The 18517-nt window shown below is 61.7% G+C and carries 6 protein-coding genes; 1 reads left to right on the top strand and 5 read right to left on the bottom strand.

The annotated features are described in order from the left end of the window. Positions 1–33: 33 nt before the first annotated feature. Both pyc and ACPYOP_RS16240 read right to left on the bottom strand, forming a co-directional pair. Positions 34–3495 (bottom strand): pyruvate carboxylase, encoded by a 3462-nt coding sequence (pyc, locus tag ACPYOP_RS16245; protein ID WP_481411393.1) that lies wholly within the window; start codon positions 3493–3495, stop codon positions 34–36. Positions 3496–3611: 116 nt separating this feature from the next. Continuing rightward, positions 3612–4352 carry a helix-turn-helix transcriptional regulator gene (locus ACPYOP_RS16240; RefSeq protein WP_481411392.1) on the bottom strand — a complete coding sequence of 247 codons (741 nt, stop codon included), beginning with the start codon at positions 4350–4352 and terminating at the stop codon, positions 3612–3614. 379 nt (positions 4353–4731) lie between these two features. Between ACPYOP_RS16240 and ACPYOP_RS16235 the strand changes: the two genes are divergently transcribed. Then, positions 4732–6501, top strand: a complete 1770-nt coding sequence (locus tag ACPYOP_RS16235) for a glucan ABC transporter ATP-binding protein/ permease (protein WP_481411391.1) — start codon at positions 4732–4734, stop codon at positions 6499–6501. A 406-nt stretch (positions 6502–6907) separates the two neighbouring features. Here ACPYOP_RS16235 and ACPYOP_RS16230 read toward each other — a convergent pair whose 3' ends face one another. From ACPYOP_RS16230 to ACPYOP_RS16220, 3 genes are all read right to left on the bottom strand, one after another. Continuing rightward, entirely contained in the window at positions 6908–7999 is a 1092-nt protein-coding gene (locus ACPYOP_RS16230) for a porin (RefSeq protein WP_481411390.1), read from the bottom strand. Positions 8000–8341: 342 nt separating this feature from the next. Beyond that, positions 8342–9556: an OpgC family protein gene (locus ACPYOP_RS16225; RefSeq protein WP_481411389.1), complete on the bottom strand. Its 1215-nt coding sequence runs from the start codon at positions 9554–9556 to the stop codon at positions 8342–8344. A gap of 91 nt (positions 9557–9647) precedes the next feature. Continuing rightward, the gene (locus ACPYOP_RS16220; protein ID WP_481411388.1) at positions 9648–18158 is read right to left on the bottom strand and encodes a glycoside hydrolase family 94 protein; all 8511 of its coding nucleotides are present in this window, start codon (positions 18156–18158) and stop codon (positions 9648–9650) included. Positions 18159–18517: the final 359 nt, after the last annotated feature.

Here is an 18517-nt window from a genome sequence, read left to right as displayed (position 1 = left end):
GCGGCCAGCTTCGAAAGCGGCCCCCTTTGCCAATTACGCACCATAGACGACGAGCAGATCCTTGGCGTCGATCTGGTCGCCGGCGCGCACGAGCACCTCGGAAACCGTGCCGTCCTTTTCGGCGTGCAGCGCCGTCTCCATCTTCATGGCTTCGATCGAAAGCAGCACGTCGCCGGCCTTGATCGCCTGGCCGGGCGCGACGAAGACCGTGGAGATGACGCCCGGCATCGGCGCGCCGACATGGGCGGCGTTGCCGGTCTCGACCTTGCGGCGGATAGCGCTGCCGGAAGCGCCATGGGCACGATCCGGCACCTTGATACGGCGCGGCTGACCGTTGAGTTCGAAAAAGACAGTCACCATGCCCTTCTCGTCGGTCGCCGTCATCGCCTGGTTGACGATGACGAGCGTCTTGCCCTTCTCAATCTCGGCAAACAGCTCGTCGCCTTCCTTCAGGCCGTAGAAATAGGCCGGCGTCGGCAGCACCGAAACCGGGCCGTAGGTGTCGGCCGCCAGCGCGTAATCGGTGAAGACCTTCGGATACATCAGGTAGGAGGCGAATTCGAAATCGTCGACCTTGCGCTCCAGCTTGGTCTCAATCGCCTTGCGCTCCACATCGAGATCGGCTTCGGCCAGCAGCGAGCCGGGGCGGACGGTATAAGGCTTGTCGCCCTTCAGCGCCTTCTTCTGCAAGGCCTCCGGCCATCCGGCCGGCGGCTGACCGAGATCGCCCTTGAGCATGGAGACGACCGAATCCGGAAAGGCGATATCCTTGGCCGGGTTCTCGACATCGGCGACCGTCAGGTCCTGGCTCACCATCATCAGCGCCATGTCGCCGACCACCTTCGAGGACGGCGTCACCTTGACGATGTCGCCGAACATCTGGTTGGCATCGGCATAGGCCTGCGCCACCTGGTGCCAGCGGGTCTCGAGCCCGAGCGAGCGGGCCTGTTCCTTGAGGTTGGTGAACTGACCACCGGGCATTTCGTGCAGATAGACTTCCGACGCCGGTCCCTTGAGATCGCTTTCGAAGGCGGCGTACTGGTGGCGCACGGCTTCCCAATAGAAGGAGATGCGGCGGATCCATTCGGGATCGAGGCCCGGATCGCGCTCGGACCCTTTGAGGGCTTCGACGATCGAGCCGAGGCAGGGCTGAGACGTATTGCCCGACAGCGCATCCATCGCCGCGTCAACGGCATCGACGCCGGCGTCCACGGCAGCCAAGACCGTTGCAGCTGCAATGCCCGAGGTATCATGCGTGTGGAAGTGGATCGGCAGCCCGGTCGCCTCGCGCAGCGCCTTGAACAGCACCTTGGCCGCAGCCGGCTTCAGGAGGCCGGCCATGTCCTTCAGCGCGATGATGTGGGCACCGGCCTTTTCCAGCTCGACGGCAAGATCCGTATAATACTTCAGATCGTATTTCGGGCGGGCGGAATTGAGGATATCGCCCGTGTAGCAGATCGCCGCCTCGCAGAGCTTGTTCTCCTCGGCCACGGCATCCATCGACACACGCATGTTCTCGACCCAGTTCAGGCAGTCGAAGACGCGGAAGAGATCGATGCCGCCCTTGGCCGCCTGGCGGACGAAATATTTGACGACATTATCGGGATAGTTGGTGTAGCCGACGCCGTTGGCGCCGCGCAGCAGCATCTGGAGAAGCAGGTTCGGCGCGCCCTCGCGGATCAGCGACAGGCGCTCCCAGGGGTCTTCGGTCAGGAAGCGCATGGAAACGTCGAAGGTGGCGCCGCCCCAGCACTCCAGCGACAGCAGCTGCGGCAGGGCGCGCGCATAGGTGCCGGCGACGCTGACGATATCATGGGTGCGCATGCGGGTCGCAAGCAGCGATTGATGGCCGTCGCGCATGGTCGTGTCGGTCATCAGCACGCGCTTCTCGCCGCGCATCCATTCGGCGAATTTCTGCGGGCCGAGCCTGTCGAGCAGCTGCTTGGTGCCGTCGGGCACCTTACCGTCGATATAGGGCAATACCGGCTCGGCCGCCTTCGGCGAAGGTGCCGGGCGACCGCGCGTTTCGGGATGGCCGTTGACCGTGACGTCGGCGAGATAGGTCAGGAGCTTGGTGGCGCGGTCCTGGCGCTTGACCTGCTGGAACAGCTCCGGCGTCGTGTCGATGAAGCGCGTCGTATAGCTGTTGTCGCGGAATTTCGGATGGGTGATGATCGCTTCGAGGAAGGTGAGGTTCGTCGCCACGCCGCGAATGCGGAATTCGCGCAGTGCGCGGTCCATGCGGGCGATCGCCTCCTGCGGGTTCGGCGCCCAGGCCGTCACCTTCACCAGTAGGGGATCGTAATAGCGGGTGATGATCGCGCCGGTATAGGAGGTGCCGCCGTCGAGACGGATGCCGAAGCCGGAGGCCGAACGATAGGCGGTGATGCGGCCGTAATCCGGAATGAAATTGTGCTCCGGATCTTCAGTCGTCACACGGCATTGCAGGGCATGGCCGTTGAGGCGAATGTCCGCCTGCTTCGGAACGCCCGATTCCGGCGTGCCGATGGCGAAGCCATCGAGGATATGGATCTGCGCCTTGACGATATCGATGCCGGTGACGACTTCCGTCACCGTATGCTCGACCTGGATGCGCGGATTGACTTCGATGAAGTAGAATTTGCCGGTATCGGCATCCATCAGATATTCGACGGTGCCGGCCCCGACATAATTCGTCGCCTCGGCGATCTTCAGCGAATAGGCGGCCAGTTCCTGGCGCTGCGCATCGCTGAGATAAGGCGCCGGCGCACGCTCGACGACCTTCTGGTTGCGGCGCTGGACCGAACAGTCGCGCTCGAACAGGTGCACGACATTACCATGCGTGTCGCCGAGGATCTGGCTTTCGACGTGACGGGCGCGCTCGACGAGCTTTTCGAGATAGACTTCGTCCTTGCCGAAGGCGGCCTTCGCCTCGCGCTTGGCTTCCGTCACTTCCTTGGCGAGATCGGCCTTGGAGCGGATGACGCGCATGCCGCGGCCACCGCCGCCCCACGAGGCCTTGAGCATGACCGGATAGCCGATCTCTTCGGCCATCTTGGCGACTTCGGCCATATCTTCCGGCAGCGGCTCGGTTGCCGGCACGACGGGCACGCCGACCGAGATCGCCAGATTGCGCGCCGCGACCTTGTTGCCGAGCTGGCGCATCGTATCGGCCCGAGGGCCGATGAAGATGATGCCGGCGGCATCGCAGGCATCCACGAATTCGGGACTTTCCGACAGCAGGCCGTAGCCCGGATGAATGGCATCGGCGCCGGAAAGCTTGGCGACGCGGATGATCTCATCGATCGACAGATAGCTCTCGATCGGCCCGAGATCGCGGGCAAGATGCGGGCCGCGCCCGACCTGATAGCTCTCGTCCGCCTTGAAGCGATGCAGCGCGAGCTTATCTTCCTCGGCCCAGATAGCGACCGTTTTTATGCCAAGCTCGTTAGCGGCGCGGAAGACGCGGATGGCGATTTCGGAACGGTTGGCGACCAGGATCTTGGAAATGGGCAATGCGCTCTCCTCACGGCATCGAAACGGGCAATGCTGCACCCGCGAAGAAAATTCTTAACTTCTTGTCACAGGAAGTTCAATTTCTCCTGCGACATCCGACAGCAAAATAGTTGCCATTACGGAATAAGTCCGCTTCTGAACGCGATGGCAACGATATGCTGCCTGTTCTTGGCATCCAGCTTGTCCTGGATGCTGTTCATGTACCAATCGACGGTGTGGTTGGAGATCGTCAGCAGCCGGCTGATCTCGATCGACGTCATGCCGTCGGCCAGGTGATTCAGCACTTCCATTTCGCGTTTGGTCAGCTTCAGCTCGGTCTTTCCCAGGTCTTCCAGCGATTGCGCTTCGCCATTCAGCTCCAGAAGCCGCCAGAAGGCCTTTTTGGCGACCGCATCGAAGAGCGAAAGCTCCGTCGGAGACAGATCGACCGCCTCACCGCCGACCGTCAGGCATCCAAGCAAGCCGCTCCGCCCGTGGATCGGGAAAACATAGCCGTCGACAAGGCCTTTGGCGCGGGCATCCGCCATCATCTGCTCCATCCGGCGCCGCAGCGGGTCCGCCTTCAGGGCAATGACGGCTTCGCGCCAGCGGAAAGGACGCTGCGCCCGGCCAAGATAGCGCGCGACCGGATCGACGAGCATGTAGCGCTTGCGAACATAGATCAGCGGCCATTGATCGGGCCAGCGCCCTGCGAGCATGAAGTTCGTGACATCGACATTCGGCCGCGTCTGTTTCAGCAGGCCGTAGAATTCGAACTTGTAGGAACGGAGCACGAGTTCGAGCTCGGTCACGACGTCCTTGGCAAGCTTGCACTCTTCGATGACCACAAGCAATTGTAACAGCGAATGGATATTCACATCTACCCCTCGGCTTTGCAGCCTGAATTACCGGCGGACGCAGGCATTGCCACCATGCCCGTCTGGTCCCACGGCGCGCTCAAATCGCCGGCAACATACTCATGCCGGCGCAAAATTGAACGCCCTTAGCGATTTTTTTGCCGTTCAACCCTGAATGGCGATCTTTGCTGTGCTTGAGGATGCGCGACACTGTCGCGTCCAAGTCTCCTCAAATTGTCATATTTCTGCGGCGACCGATAGCACCCTCATTATGCCATCGCGCGCGTTGCGCGAAAATTCCCTGAAAAAACAGCTGCAGATTCCGTTAATCGCCGGTTCAGGTAGCAATTTGTAGCATCCGAGCATTCCAAGTTTTGCTGATGCACAGAGGTGCCGGACCGTGTCACTGTTCAAAGTCTACGCAAGAGCCCTGAAGTATCTTGGCGCGTATCGATACCGCGTATGGATGGTCGTGATCGCAAACATCGCGCTTGCGATGACCACCATCTACGAACCGGTATTGTTCGGCCGCATCTTCGATGCCATTGCCAAGAAGGACGCAGTCGCTCCAACCATGATGTTGTGGGCCGGCTTTGCCGTCTTCAGTGCTGTCGCCTTCATCGTAGTGTCCCGCGAGGCGGATCGTCTCGCGCATGGCCGCCGCGCATCCCTGCTGACCGAAGCGTTCGGCCGCATCATCTCGATGCCGCTCTCCTGGCATAGTCAGCGCGGCACGGCGAGCGCCCTGAACACGCTGCTGCGCGCCTGCGAAGCGCTGTTCGGCCTGTGGCTCGAATTCATGCGTAACCACCTGACGACCGCCGTTGCGCTTGTCGTCATGATCCCGACCGCCATGGCCATGGACCTGCGTCTCTCGGCCGTACTGATCCTGCTCGGCGTCTTCTACTGGATCATCGGCCGTCTGGTGATGAACCGTACGAAGGATGGCCAGACCTCGGTCGAAAGCCACTACAATACCGTCTTCTCGCATGTCAGCGACTCGATCAGCAACGTTTCGGTGCTGCACAGCTACAACCGCATCGAAGCCGAGACCAAGGCGCTGAAGTCGTTCACCGAGCGGCTGCTAGCCGCGCAGTATCCGGTTCTCGACTGGTGGGCCCTTGCCGGTGCCCTGAACCGCACGGCATCGACCGTCGCGATGATGGCGATCCTGATGATCGGCACCGTCCTCGTCCAGGGTGGCAGCTTGAGCCTCGGTGCCCTGATCACCTTCATCGCCTTTGCGAACGTGCTGATCGGCCGCCTGGAGCAGCTGCGCAACTTCGCCAACCAGATTTTCGAGGCCCGCGCCAAGCTCGAAGACTTCTACACGCTGGAAGATTCGGTCCGTGACCGCGAAGAGCCGGCTGGCCTTGCCGAGATCAAGGATGTCAAGGGCGAGGTCGAATTCCGCGACGTCTCCTTCGGCTTCGCCAACTCGTCGCAGGGTCTGCACGACATCTCCTTCAAGGTGAAGGCTGGCCAGACCGTCGCCATCGTCGGCCCGACCGGTGCCGGCAAGACGACGCTTGTCAACCTGCTGCAGCGTGTCTTCGATCCGCATAAGGGCCAGATCCTCGTCGATGGTCACGACATCACCAAGGTGACGCGCAGGTCGCTGCGCCGCTTCATCGCCACCGTCTTCCAGGATGCCGGCCTGCTGAACCGTTCGATCAGCGACAACATCCGCCTCGGCCGCGAAGGTGCGACGGAGGAGGAAATGGTCCGCGCCGCGCAGGCCGCCGCCGCCAACGACTTCATCGAAAACCGCGAAAGCGGTTACGAGACCCGCGTCGGCGAGCGTGGCAACAAGCTTTCCGGTGGCGAACGCCAGCGTATCGCGATTGCCCGCGCCATCCTGAAGGACGCTCCGATCCTCGTGCTCGACGAAGCCACAAGCGCGCTCGACGTCGAAACCGAAAACCGGGTCAAGACGGCGATCGACAACCTGCGTCAGAACCGTACGACCTTCATCATCGCGCACCGCCTGTCGACGGTACGCGAGGCCGACATGGTCCTCTTCCTCGACAATGGCCGCATCATCGAGAACGGCAGCTTCAACGAGCTCAGCCAGAGCAACGGCCGCTTCGCCGCCCTGCTGCGCGCCAGCGGCATCCTGACGGACGAGGAAGTTCGCAAGGCACATACAACAGAAACCGAAGCCGCCTGATCTTCGCAAGGGGCCTCAAGATCGAAGCCGAGAGAGCGATGCTCTCTCGGCTTTTTTGTTGCCGAAGCTTCCGACCTGGCGGCGTTCGTCAGGCAAGCGCAATGCCATTGGCAAACCTGCGCCTGGCCCCTCACCCCAGCCCTCTCCCCGCAGGCGAGGAAGCTTACCGAACAAGATCGGCACCTTTATCCGCAGGTGTGGCATACACGGAACGGGTCCCCTCTCCCCGTTTCAACGGGGAGAGGGTTAGGGTGAGGGGCAATACCCAGAAGGAATGTGCCCGGAACACACACCAACCAAAAACAAGAAAGGCCCGGCGGGAAAACCGGGCCTTTCCGTTTTCTGATCGGAGGTCAATTTGGCCGGGCGCACCAGGAGTCGGCATCGGCGCCCGACCGGTATCAGATCAGAACTTGCGCTCGAAGCGGAGTACGCCGGCCCACTGATCGGCGTTGGCGGCATCCCAGTTCGTGTAGGAGACTTCCGGCTCGACGAGCAGATCCTTGACCGGGCGCCAGGCGACATTGGCGGTGGCGGCGAAGATCTTCGAGTCGGTGTAGGCAACCTGGGCGTTGGCCTGCAGCTTCGGGGTCAGCTGATAGCTGGCGCCCGTCCAGAAGGCCCAATCGCCCCAGCCGCAATCCGCGCCGTCGGTCGGGCAGGCGGAACGGTTGCTATTCAGGTAGGAGCCGGCATACTTGTTCAGCTTGTCGCCGTCAGTGTTCCAGCCGCCCATCAGGAAGGCCTTGAAGTCACCGAAATCGGCATCGATACGAGCCTTGATCGCGCCTTCTTCGACGATCGAGTCATAGCCGCCGATGACGCGAAGGGTCCAGGCACCCGTCTTGTAGCCGGCGCCGAGAACGACGTCCGGAGCATAATGGTTGCCCTTGCCAGTCTGCCATGCGCCGCCGTAGGACGAGGTATCGCTGGAAGAGTTGGAATCTTCGAGCGAGATGACGGCCGTGAAGCCGTTGCCGGCATCATACTTGTAGGTGAGCTGGTTGAGTTCCTTCGGGCCGTCATAGATGACGTCGTCGTTGATGACGTTGCCGGCGTAACCCATGTAGTTGTTGTACTGCGAATCGGCCTTGCCGACGAGGAAGCCGCCGAGGCTGATATTGGCGAACAGCAGCTTGGTGCTGGTCGTGTTGCCGTCATTCCAGTCCCAACGGACGACCGTATTGGTCTTCAGCGGGCCGTATTCGGTATCGGTGGCGGTGTCGACGCTCAGTTCCGCACGGGTGTGCCAGAGCGTACCGTTCTTGCTGCGGGCGTTATAGGCATCATACCATTCGCCTTCGGTGCGGACGCGACCGCCCACCTTCAGGCAGGTCTCGGTGCCCGGAATGAAAAAGTAGCCCGGGCCGTAAGCATCGCAAATGCGAACGTACTGGAGCGGTTCCGGCTCGGCAGCCACGATGGCGTCAGCCGCCTGCGCCCCCGATGCAGCTGCCAGGGCGGAGACCGAACCGAGAAGAAGACTTCTGATATTCATTAGATTACTCCAATTCAGTATCGATTGGACATGAGCTGCCGCGCCGAGAATTCGACGTCCCTACTCATTCCCGATTTTGACAATCCCCACGAAAGCGCGGCCATCCCCTTGGACAATGCCGGCGACGCGATGGCGGCACTCCCGAGCGCCGTCACATCGACCATATAACAATTAAATTTTGCACAACAAGATTTTGGGCACTCGAAATTCTACCGCGACGCAGCGCAATCATGCCGCGTTGCAGAAAAATCACGTCATACTTCCTTCGTGAAAGTGTCACAAACAAAAATATTGAAGAAAATCATGACATTGAGCTGCGCGTCGCTGCGCAGCTCAAGGAAGTCAGCGACGCTTCCCGATATGGGCGGGCACCGTGATCGCCCTTGCAGGCACCATCGCCGTATGCGGGCCTGCGAGTTGCAGCCGCTTGTGTTCCAGATGATAGGCATAGAGGAACTGGAGGGCGATGCCGATGACGACATAGATCGCACCGACGATGGGACCCTGGTTGCTCACATAGAGGATCACCTGACCGGCCATGGCGAGGATCGTGCCCGCCACGAAGATGCTGAGCGAATGCCGGCCGAGAATCGTCAGCGGATGATTGGCGGAGCGGCGCAGCAGCTGCGAGAGGGAGGGTATGCTGACGATCAGATAGGCCAGCGCCAGCACGTGCAGCAAGCGCGGCAGCGACAGGAACGTCTTGTCGAAGCCGGTGATGACGGTGGGCAGGCCGAGCGTGGCGAGATAATCGCCGAGGATCCAGAGCTTGTCGGTCACCCAGATGAAGGACAGGAGCACATAGGCGGAAGCCAGCGCGATCAGCACTGGATGGACGGGGATGCGCCCGCCGCGCTTGACATGCATGGTGGCCATAAAGCCGATGACGAAAAGGAGCTGCCAGGACAGCGGATTGAGGAACCAGAATCCATCGAGCAGCGTCGTATGCGGCGCGATATAATAGATGCCCGACACCAGCCAGACGCCGATCGAAATCAGCAGCAGGAGCAGCGGGTTTTTCGCCTCCAGCAGCATGATCAGCGGCAGCATCAGGAACAGGGCGCCATACATCGGCAGGATATTGTTGTAGCCGATCTGGTGCCCGAGCGTCAGCAGCGCAGGAATGCCCCGCGCCGGATCCATCAGCAAAGCCAGGATGTTCACTTCGCAGAGCAGGCCCTTCTGGTGAAAAATCCATGCCCCCGAGATGAACAGTACCAGTGTCACGAAAGTCGTGATCATATGGGCGGTATAGAGCGTGAATGCCCGCTTGATCGCCTTCCACGCCATTTTCAGCCGATTGCCGGATGAGAACTTCGTTCCATAGGCAAGACCGACGGAGATACCGGAGATCAGCACGAAAGCTTCCGCACCATCGGAGAAGCCGAAATTTTTCGAGGTCAGATCCTCGAAAAACTGCCCTGGCACGTGGTTGATGAAAATCATGATCAGAGCCAGGGCCCTGAGAACATCCAGTCGGGTATCCCTCTGAGAAACCGGCCTCGGCAAGCTTATGCGTTGCACCGCCACGGAGCCGATATTCGCCCTTGGATTCATAAAACTCTCCTGTTCCGACAACCAAATGCAATCGGGGCCAAAGAGTTCCCCCTTTGGCCCCGATCGTCGAAGCGAAACAGTGCAGGAAACGCTACTGTCCGATCGGATGACCCTCTTCGGGATGGGCGATCGCCCTATCATTGATGGTGACCGAGTATCCGGTCGCATCGGGCGCTTTTGAGACGGAAATGCGGTAATTTCCGCCCGGCAGCTCGAGATCCGCCGCAAAGCCGTCCCAGTTCGAAGGCAGCGCCGGCTTGACGAAAAGTCGGCCGTTTTTCACGCGGATACCGAGAATGCCTTCGACAGCGACGCGATACAGCCAGCCGGCGGATCCTGTGTACCAGGTCCAGCCGCCACGGCCGGTCAATTGTCCTTCACCGTAGATATCAGCCGCGACTACATAGGGCTCTACACGATAGGTATCGGCCTGATCACGATCGCGTGCATGATTGACGGGGTTGAGCATATCGAAGCAATGCCAGGCATCGTCGCCGCGGTTCATCTCCGCCAGCGCCATGACGACCCAGGTCGCGGCATGGGTATACTGGCCGCCGTTTTCGCGCACGCCAGGCGGATAGGACTTGATGTAGCCCGGATCGCGCGCCGACTTGGCAAAGGGCGGCGTGAACAGCCGGATGATGCGGTTTTCATCGTCCACCAGCTTGTCGAGGACAGCATTCATCGCCTTCTCGCCGCGCGCCCTGTCGCCTTCACCGGAGAGAATGTTCCAGGACTGCGCGATCGAATCGATCTGGCACTCGAAATTCTCGGCAGAGCCGAGCGGGCTGCCGTCGTCGAAATAGCCGCGGCGGTAATGACCGCCGTCCCAGCCGGCCGTCTCCAGCGCCTTGCGCAGTTCCGGCAGGTGATCGGACCAGCGCTTGACGCGTTCCTTGTCGCCGCGTGCTTCGGCATAGGGCAGGAAGGCGGTGAGCATGCCGGCCAGGAACCAGCCAAGCCACACGCTCTCGCCGCGGCCCTGGATGCCGACGCGGTTCATGCCGTCGTTCCAGTCGCCGCCGAGGATCAGCGGCAGGCCGTTGCCGCCCTTGCGCTTGATCGCGAGGTCGAGAGCGAGAGCCGCATGTTCGTAGACGCTGACTTTGTCCTGCGACACGGTCGGTTGATAGAAGACGTCGTGCGTTCCGGGCATCAGCGCCGCACCTTCGACGAAGGCAAGCTCCTCATCGAGGATCGATTTGTCGCCCGTCACGGTGCAGTACTGGTCGATGGCATAGGCAAGCCAGACGACGTCGTCGGAGATATGCGTGCGCACGCCGGCGCCGCTGCCCGGCAGCCACCAATGCTGCACGTCGCCCTCGCGGAACTGACGCTGGGCCGCATTCAGGATCTGGTTGCGGGCAAGCTCCGGTCTATGAACCAGGAATGCCAGCGTATCCTGCAGCTGGTCGCGGAAGCCGAAGGCGCCCGACGACTGGTAGAAGGCGGTGCGCGACATGATGCGGCAGCCGAGGCTCTGATAGGGTAGCCAGGCGTTGATCATGTTGTTCATCGCCTTGTCCGGCGTCGAGATCTTTACATGGCCGGTGAAGCCATCCCAGAACGCGCGGCCTTCAGAAAGCACGGCCTCGAAATCGGCCTTGCGGATTTCCGAAACCAGCGCGCGGGCCTCTTCGACGGTCGCCGTATCGCCCATATAGAAGCAGATTTCCTTCTGCTCGCCGGCCGCGATCGTCACATCGAAGGCCAGAGCGCCGCAGGGATCGCCATCGAGATCCGTCGAATTCGAGAGGGCGGCAGCCGTCACGACGGCTTCCGGCATCTGGATCGTGCCATGGCGGCCGATGAACTCGCGGCGGCTCGCCGAGAAGCTTGAATGCGTCTCGCTCGCCGCCATGAAGGCGGTCCGCTTGAAGTAATCGATGCTGTAAGGATTGTTGGCAAACAGCGCACCCGTCTCTTCATCCAGCGTCGACAGGATGAAGGGCCTGGTCTTGTTCTGATTGATGCCGAGCACCCATTCGGCATAATTGTAGATCCGCAGCCGCCGGCTGCCGGCGCCATTGTTGCTGAGCCGCAGGCGGAAGAGCTTGACCGGGCGCTCGCGATCGACCGTCTGCGTCAGCTCCAGCGCCACGCCATCCTCCTCGCTCGAGAAGACGGAATAGCCGAGACCATGGCGGGTCTCGTAGCGAACCTTCGCATTGCGCGACAGGCCGGCATAGGGCGTCATGACCTTGTTGCTGTCGAGATCGGCCACGTAGAGTGCCTCGCCCGGACGGTTGACGACCATGTCGTTGGTCCAGGGCGTCAGCTGATAGTCGCGCGAATTGTGGCTCCAGGTGAAACCGCCGCCTTCGGCGGGCACATGGAAGCCGAAGCGCTCGTTCGAGATGACGTTGATCCACGGATGCGGCGTCGACTGCCCGCCGGGCAGACGAACCACATATTCGCGGCCGTCCTTGGAGAAGCCGCCATAGCCGTTCCAGAAATCGAGATCGTCCTGCGCCTCCAGGGCGCCGGCGGTAAAGACCGACTCCTGCAGCGCCGCCGGCACGGTAAGGCGGTTGACCGGCGCCGGCCCGTCGGACTGCGCCGAGGCAAACAGCGTCGCCGCGCGGGCGATCTGGTCGACGAGCTTGCCGTTGCGGGCATGGAAGATCACCCGCGATGCGGCAAGGATCTCCTGGTAGGTCTCGTTTTCGATCTGGTCCTTGCGAACCGAGAAGATGTTCTGCCGGAGGCCGTCGCCCTGATTGTGACGCACATGCTCGACGAGCTTGTCCAGCTCGCGCTGCATGTCCTGGGCCTGCTCGGCAGCGCGTTCGTTGACGATGACCAGATCGGCACTGATGCCGCGTGAGCGCAGATATTCCGCCGCCATCAGCGCTTCCCTGGCGATTTCGAGGTCGATATCGTCATTGATGCGCAGGGTGAAGATCGGGAAATCGCCCGAGATCGTCACCGGCCAGAGCGCGGACTGCGAATGCAGGCCGGCCTGCACGGTGGCGCCGTCGGCGCGCAGGTGCATGTCGGGATAGACCAGATAGCGCGCGAGCTTCTGGAAGGCAGCCGCCTGCTGCGAGGTGACGCCGACATGGCGCATCTGCATCTGCGTGCGCGTCCAGGCCTGCGTGAGTTCGATGCCGAACGTATCGGGATTGCGGTAGCGCTCAACGGCCTTGTCGACCTCTTCGCGGTTCGGCGCGGCAACGGTCCAGAAGATCACGCTCACCTTCTTGCCGGCGGGCACGCGCACGACGCGGCGCAGCGACAGGCAGGCATCCATGGTGAAGCCGACGGTGCCGGAAAGGGTCGTGCCTGGATCGAAAGCAGCGGCCTCCGCAAGCGTGCGGCCACGGCCGAGGAACTTGCGGCGATCCGTTTCGAATTCGGTCGGGCGTTCCGATCCGGCATTGTCGACGACCAGATGGGCGATCGACATGTCCGGCTCGTTGTAGTCGCGCTTGTTGCGCTCGGCGCGGATCACGTCGCCGCTATTGCCGATCTCGGTGCGCACGAACATGCGCGCGAAGACCGGGTGACCGGAATCGACGTCGTCGCTGGCAAGCGCCGGCTCGAGATAGGAGGTCACTTCGATGAAGCGGTCCTCCGTGCCCATGTTGAGCAGCGTCACGCGGCGGCCTTCGGCATCGTGCTCGGTCGCGACGATGCATTCGACGTCGCTGGTGAGATCGCCGACCGTCTTGCTGTATTCCGCCTTTTCATCGCTGAACGAGACCTTGGTCTTCTCGCCCTCGATGCTGCGCGGCTCCGCCGTTGCCGACCACCACTGGCCGGAGGCGGTATCGCGCAGGAAGATGAAGGTGCCCCAACGGTCTTCCGTCGGGTCAGCGCGCCAGCGCGAGACCGTCAAGCCGTTCCAGCGCGAATAGCCGGCGCCGGTCGCCGTCAGCATGACCGAATAGTGGCCATTGGAGAGGAAGGCGAGCTCGCGATCCTGCGTCGCCGGATCGGCGATCTTGCGGATTTCCGGACGCAGCATGTCTTCCTGGATATTCGCCGGCTGGTCGCTCTCGTGCTTGGCGGCCATGACCGGAATATCGCGCGGCGCCTTTTCCTGCAGCAGCAGTTCGGCTGCTTCGATCACCGGATCGGCATGGAAGAGTTCGCGCAGGCGACCGTTGAAGGCGACGTTGGCGATCGCGGCGATCGACATGCCGTGATGGTGCGCATAGTAGTTGTAGACAACAGCGCATTTCTTGCCTTCGGGAACGCGCGTCGGCGTGAAATCGACGGCATCGTGGAAGCCGTAGATGCCGAGCGCGCCGACCTTGCGCAGCTTCTGAAGGTTTTCCAGCGCCGCGGCCGGGCGATACTGGCTGGCGAGGATCGAGGCATAGGGCGCGATGACGGCGTTCTGGCCGAGACCGCGCTTCAGGCCGAGCGAAGGCACGCCGAAATTGGTGTACTGGTAGTGCATATAGTGGTCGCGGGCATTGAAGGCCGCTTCCGAAATGCCCCAGGGGATATCGGAGCCAAGGCGCTTGGCGTAGTTCATCTGCTCCTGCACGACCAGATTGTTCGTCTGGTTGAGGATGCCGCCCTGGCGCTCCTGCATGACGAGCGGCGGCATCAGATATTCGAACATCGAGCCGGACCAGGAGACCAGCGCACCGCGCGAGCCGACGGGCACGACCTGGCGGCCGAGGCGATACCAATGCTCCGTCGGCAGATCGCCCTTGGCAATGGCAAAGAGGCTGGTGAGGCGGGCTTCGGAAGCCAGGAGGTCGTAGCAGGCGGCATCGAGCTCGTTGGTTTCGACGCGGAAACCGATGGAGAGCAGGCGCCGCTCCGGGCGATAGAGGAAGGCGTATTCCATGCCGAAGGCGAGTTCGCGCATCTGATCGCGCAATTTCGCCAGGCGCTGGCGCAGCGAATCCACATTGGCGAGATCGAAGATGCTGTCGGCGATATGGCCTTCGCAAACCTTCACCAGCGATTGCGACCAGGTGAGCACCTCGCCGCTCTGGTTCGACTTGACCTCATGGTCGAGATTTGCCGCAAGCTTCTGGATGTCCTGCGCCAGAACCGACAGGTTGATGACGCGGATGGAGGCGAATTCATGCTCGCGCTTGACCGCGGCGAGCGCGTTCTGGAAGCCGACAATGCGCTCTTCCAGGCGGCGGCGCAGCGGGCGCACCGTCTTGCGGTCATCGGGGAGCTCGGCAAGGGTCTCGGCGAGAATGCCGGCGACGTCGCCGATACCGTCAAGATTGCCCTGCATGTGCGCTGATGGCGCTTCCGCCCAGATGCGGCAGGCGGAGGAAACCGCAATCAGGTGGCCTGCGAAATTGCCGCTGTCGACAGCCGAGATGTAGCGCGCGCCCATCGGCTTCAGCGTGTCGGTATGATACCAGTTGCACAGGTGCCCGCGGAACTTTTCGAGCTTCGCCACGGTCGCCATGGTCTTTTCCATGCGATCGATGGTTTCCTCGAAGGACGTCCAGCCGAAGTGACGCGCGGAAATGACCGACAGCAGGTAGACGCCGATATTGGTCGGCGATGTCCGCGATGCCACGACGGCATTCGGGGTCTGCTGCACGTTGTCGGGCGGCAGATGGTTCTGCTGTTCGACGACGAAGGTTTCGAAATAGCGCCAGGTGCGGCGGGCGATCTTGCGCAGCTCGAAGGAAACGCTTTCCGGCACTTCGAGCCTGTCTTCGGTCTCGGCCGACTGGCTGACATACCAGGCAATCGCCGGCGACAGGACCCAGAGCAGCGCAAAGGGAATGCCGACGAAGAAGGCGTTGTCACCGGAGAGCGAAGCAAAAGCCAAAGCCAGCAGCGCCAGCACGGGCGCATGCCACATGACGCGATAGTGGCCGAAGATCGTCGTCTGCGCCGCGGCTTGGGCGCTTGCGGCGGTTCGCCATTGCAGCATCAGCTTACGGCTGACAAAGGCGCGGTAGAGCGAGCGGCCGATGGCGTCGGCCATGATGCAGGCACCGTCGGCGATGAAGACGATACGCAGCGCGACCTGGGCATTGGCGGCGCGGATATCCGACCAGACCGTATAGAGATGGGCGCGTGCCACGATATCGCTGGTGCGCGGAATGATGCCGTTGATGAGCGACAAGGTCGGCGCGACGAACAAGCAGAAGATCAGAAGGATCTGCCAGATCAGCGCCGCCAGCGGCTCCATGAAGTACCAGCCGAGCACGGAGGCGAAGAACCAGGCGATCGGCGTCAGCGAACGACGCAGATTGTCCATCATCTTCCAGCGGCCGAGGCCGGTGACGCCGCGCTTCGGATTGAAGAGATACGGGAGCAGCTGCCAGTCGCCGCGCGCCCAGCGATGCTGGCGCGAGACTTCCACTTCATAGCGGATCGGGAAATCCTCGACGAGTTCGCAGTCGGTAACCAACGCGCAGCGCGCCATCGAGCCTTCGAGCAGATCGTGGCTGAGAACCGCGTTCTCCTCGATCTTGCCCTTCAGCGACGCCTCGAAGGCATCGACATGATAGAGACCCTTGCCGGTGAACGTGCCTTCCTCGACCAGGTCCTGATAGACGTCGGAGACGGCGAAGACGTAAGGGTCGAGACCGCGATTGACGGAGAAGACGCGCTGGAACACCGACGCATCCTTGCCCGTGGTCAACGACGGCGTGACGCGCGGCTGCAGCACGCCGTAGCCGCGCACGACGCGCTTGCTCTCGGGATCGAAGACCGGGCGGTTGATTGGGTGATGCAGCTTGCCGACGAGCTTCGTGACCGTATCGCGCACCAGGCGCGTATCGGAATCGAGCGTCATGACATACTGCACGTCCTTCGGCACGCTATTGGCGCCGGGCAGGAAGGTGGTGTCGCGGTCGCCGCGCAGCAGCATATTCAGCTCGTGCAGCTTGCCGCGCTTGCGCTCCCAGCCCATCCAGGCGCCTTCGGCCGGATTGTAGAGACGGCGGCGATGCAGCAGGTAGAAGCGCTGGATGCCATCTTCGTCGTAGCGAGCCGCCAGACTGGCCACTTCGCGGCGCGCGTAGTCGAGGATTTCCAGATCGCGCTCGCTCTCTTCCTCCTGGCTGTCGGGCCAGTCGCTGAGCAGCGCGTAGTAAACTTCGCCGCGCGGGTTGGCGAGATAATGGACTTCGAGATTGCGCACGAGTTCGTCGACACTGTCGCGATTGCCGATCAGCGTCGGCACGACGACCAGCGTGCGGGCTTCTTCCGGAATGCCTTCCTTGAATTCGTAGCCGACCAGGCGCGCCGGCGTCAGATACATGGTGACGAAGAAATTGAAGAGGCCGGTAGCGCCTTCCGACGCCGGCAGCGAGAACATCAAGAGCAACAGGATGGTCTCGGCCCAGCCCATGCCGGCATGCAGCATGAAGTAGCCGACGATGGCGAGCGCCACCACGGTCAGGAACAGCACCGGCGCCGCGATCGACAGCCAGTTGAGCTTGCGCCACTGGCGCACGAAGCTCACCGACAACGGCGGACGATAGCCGATCGCCTTCTCCAGCTTCTGCGTCTGCTGGCCCATGATGAAATCGCCGATATTCGGCTCATGCGGCTGGACTTCACCCGATACCTTGGCCGCCTCGGTCATCGCCATGGCGACCTGGGCGATCTCCATTTCGGTCTTGTCGGAGCGGCGGGCGAGCTTTTCGATGCGGCGGCGATAGCTGTTGCGCGAGCCCGGATCGAGCTTGGCGTAGTCGGTCTCGTCCCAGAGCAGCTTGTCGACGGCGCTGACTTCTTCGACCCAGACGGACCAGTCGGTGTCGTCGATCAGGCGCAGGCTCTTGATGATGTTGCCCATCGTCACATTGCCCGACGACAGGCGATTGTGCTCGGCCATCATGACGCTTTCGGCGTCGGTGCCGGCCTCTGTCAGCCGCTTCTCAAGCCAAGTGACGGCGAGGCCCGACGTGTGCGAGCCATCGCGCAGGCGATAGAGGAACTGCGTGGCGAAAGTGTTGTCCGAAGTAAGGGGCTCGAGCGTCTTCAGGAATTCGGCGACCTTGGCGTCGTCGTTGAGGCGGATCAGCTCGTCGACGGCGGCATTGGCCTTCTTGCGCGTCATGCGGCTCTGCTCGACGCGGCTCGAAATGCGGCGCAGGTTTTCGACCAGAATATAGCGCACCAGCGAGGGGACGGCCCAGAGCTCGCCGATCTTCAGCATCTCCACCGACTGGAAGCCTTCCACCAGTGCCAGCAGGCCCTGATTGGAAACCGTGCTGTGGGTGTGGGCGACGTAGAGCCAGGCCAGCGCCATGGTGCGCGGCATCACCATGCCGTCGATGGTGATCGTCTGCAGCTGATCGTAGAACTTCTTCGGAAAATCGCGGCGAACTTCCTGGATGGCCTCTTCGATGATGTAGTGGTTGTCGAGCAACCATTCGGCCGCCGGCGTGATCGATTCTCCGGCATCGACATCGGCATTGGCCGAGCGATAGACGCGCAGGATCTCTTTCTCGTTTTCCTTGTGCCGGGCGAAGAAGTCGAAGGCTGCAAAGCCCGGCAGCTTGGTTTTCGCGCCGTTGCGGGCGAAAGCCGCGCCGCATTCCTTTATCTGCTCATTGGAGAAATAGGTCGCGCGGATCGCATCGTTGTGATCGATCTGCTTGGCTTCAGAATCACGTGGCGTAACGGTGGAGAGATTTTGAGATGTCATGGATTCGGGTTCTGGGTCCAAACAGAGTGAGTGGCATTGTCGCCTTTATCGTTTTTGCCCTGCCCGACGCAAGAATTCACGCATTTGGACCCTTTTGCTTCGCTTCCCGGCGGGCGAAGGGGGTGAATTCGAAGTGACGGCTTAGAACAAACATATACAGGCGAAGATTTTCACGGGGTAGTTCTTAAGGAAAACGGCGACTATTCGCCATCATCCCCAAAAGGGTGTCCGTGAAACTGGATACGCGGCCAAATGGTTCCGGCAGCGATCCGCACGGGTCAACGACAATCGATCAAGGTCATGAGGCATTCTCCCTGGGCTGATTCATCCCATTTCGGAAATTCAGCATGGTTCGGCAT

Source organism: Rhizobium sp. KNZ2-6A, assembly GCF_056755475.1.
Note: the sequence above shows the minus strand (reverse complement) of the source record. Positions and strands in the feature narration are given on the sequence as shown.

Bases quoted from the DNA above. Each gene is read 5' to 3' on its own strand.
- ACPYOP_RS16230 (WP_481411390.1), bottom strand. From the start codon at position 7,999: ATGAATATCAGAAGTCTTCTTCTCGGTTCGGTCTCCGCCCTGGCAGCT.
- ACPYOP_RS16225 (WP_481411389.1), bottom strand. From the start codon at position 9,556: ATGAATCCAAGGGCGAATATCGGCTCCGTGGCGGTGCAACGCATAAGC.
- ACPYOP_RS16220 (WP_481411388.1), bottom strand. From the start codon at position 18,158: ATGACATCTCAAAATCTCTCCACCGTTACGCCACGTGATTCTGAAGCC.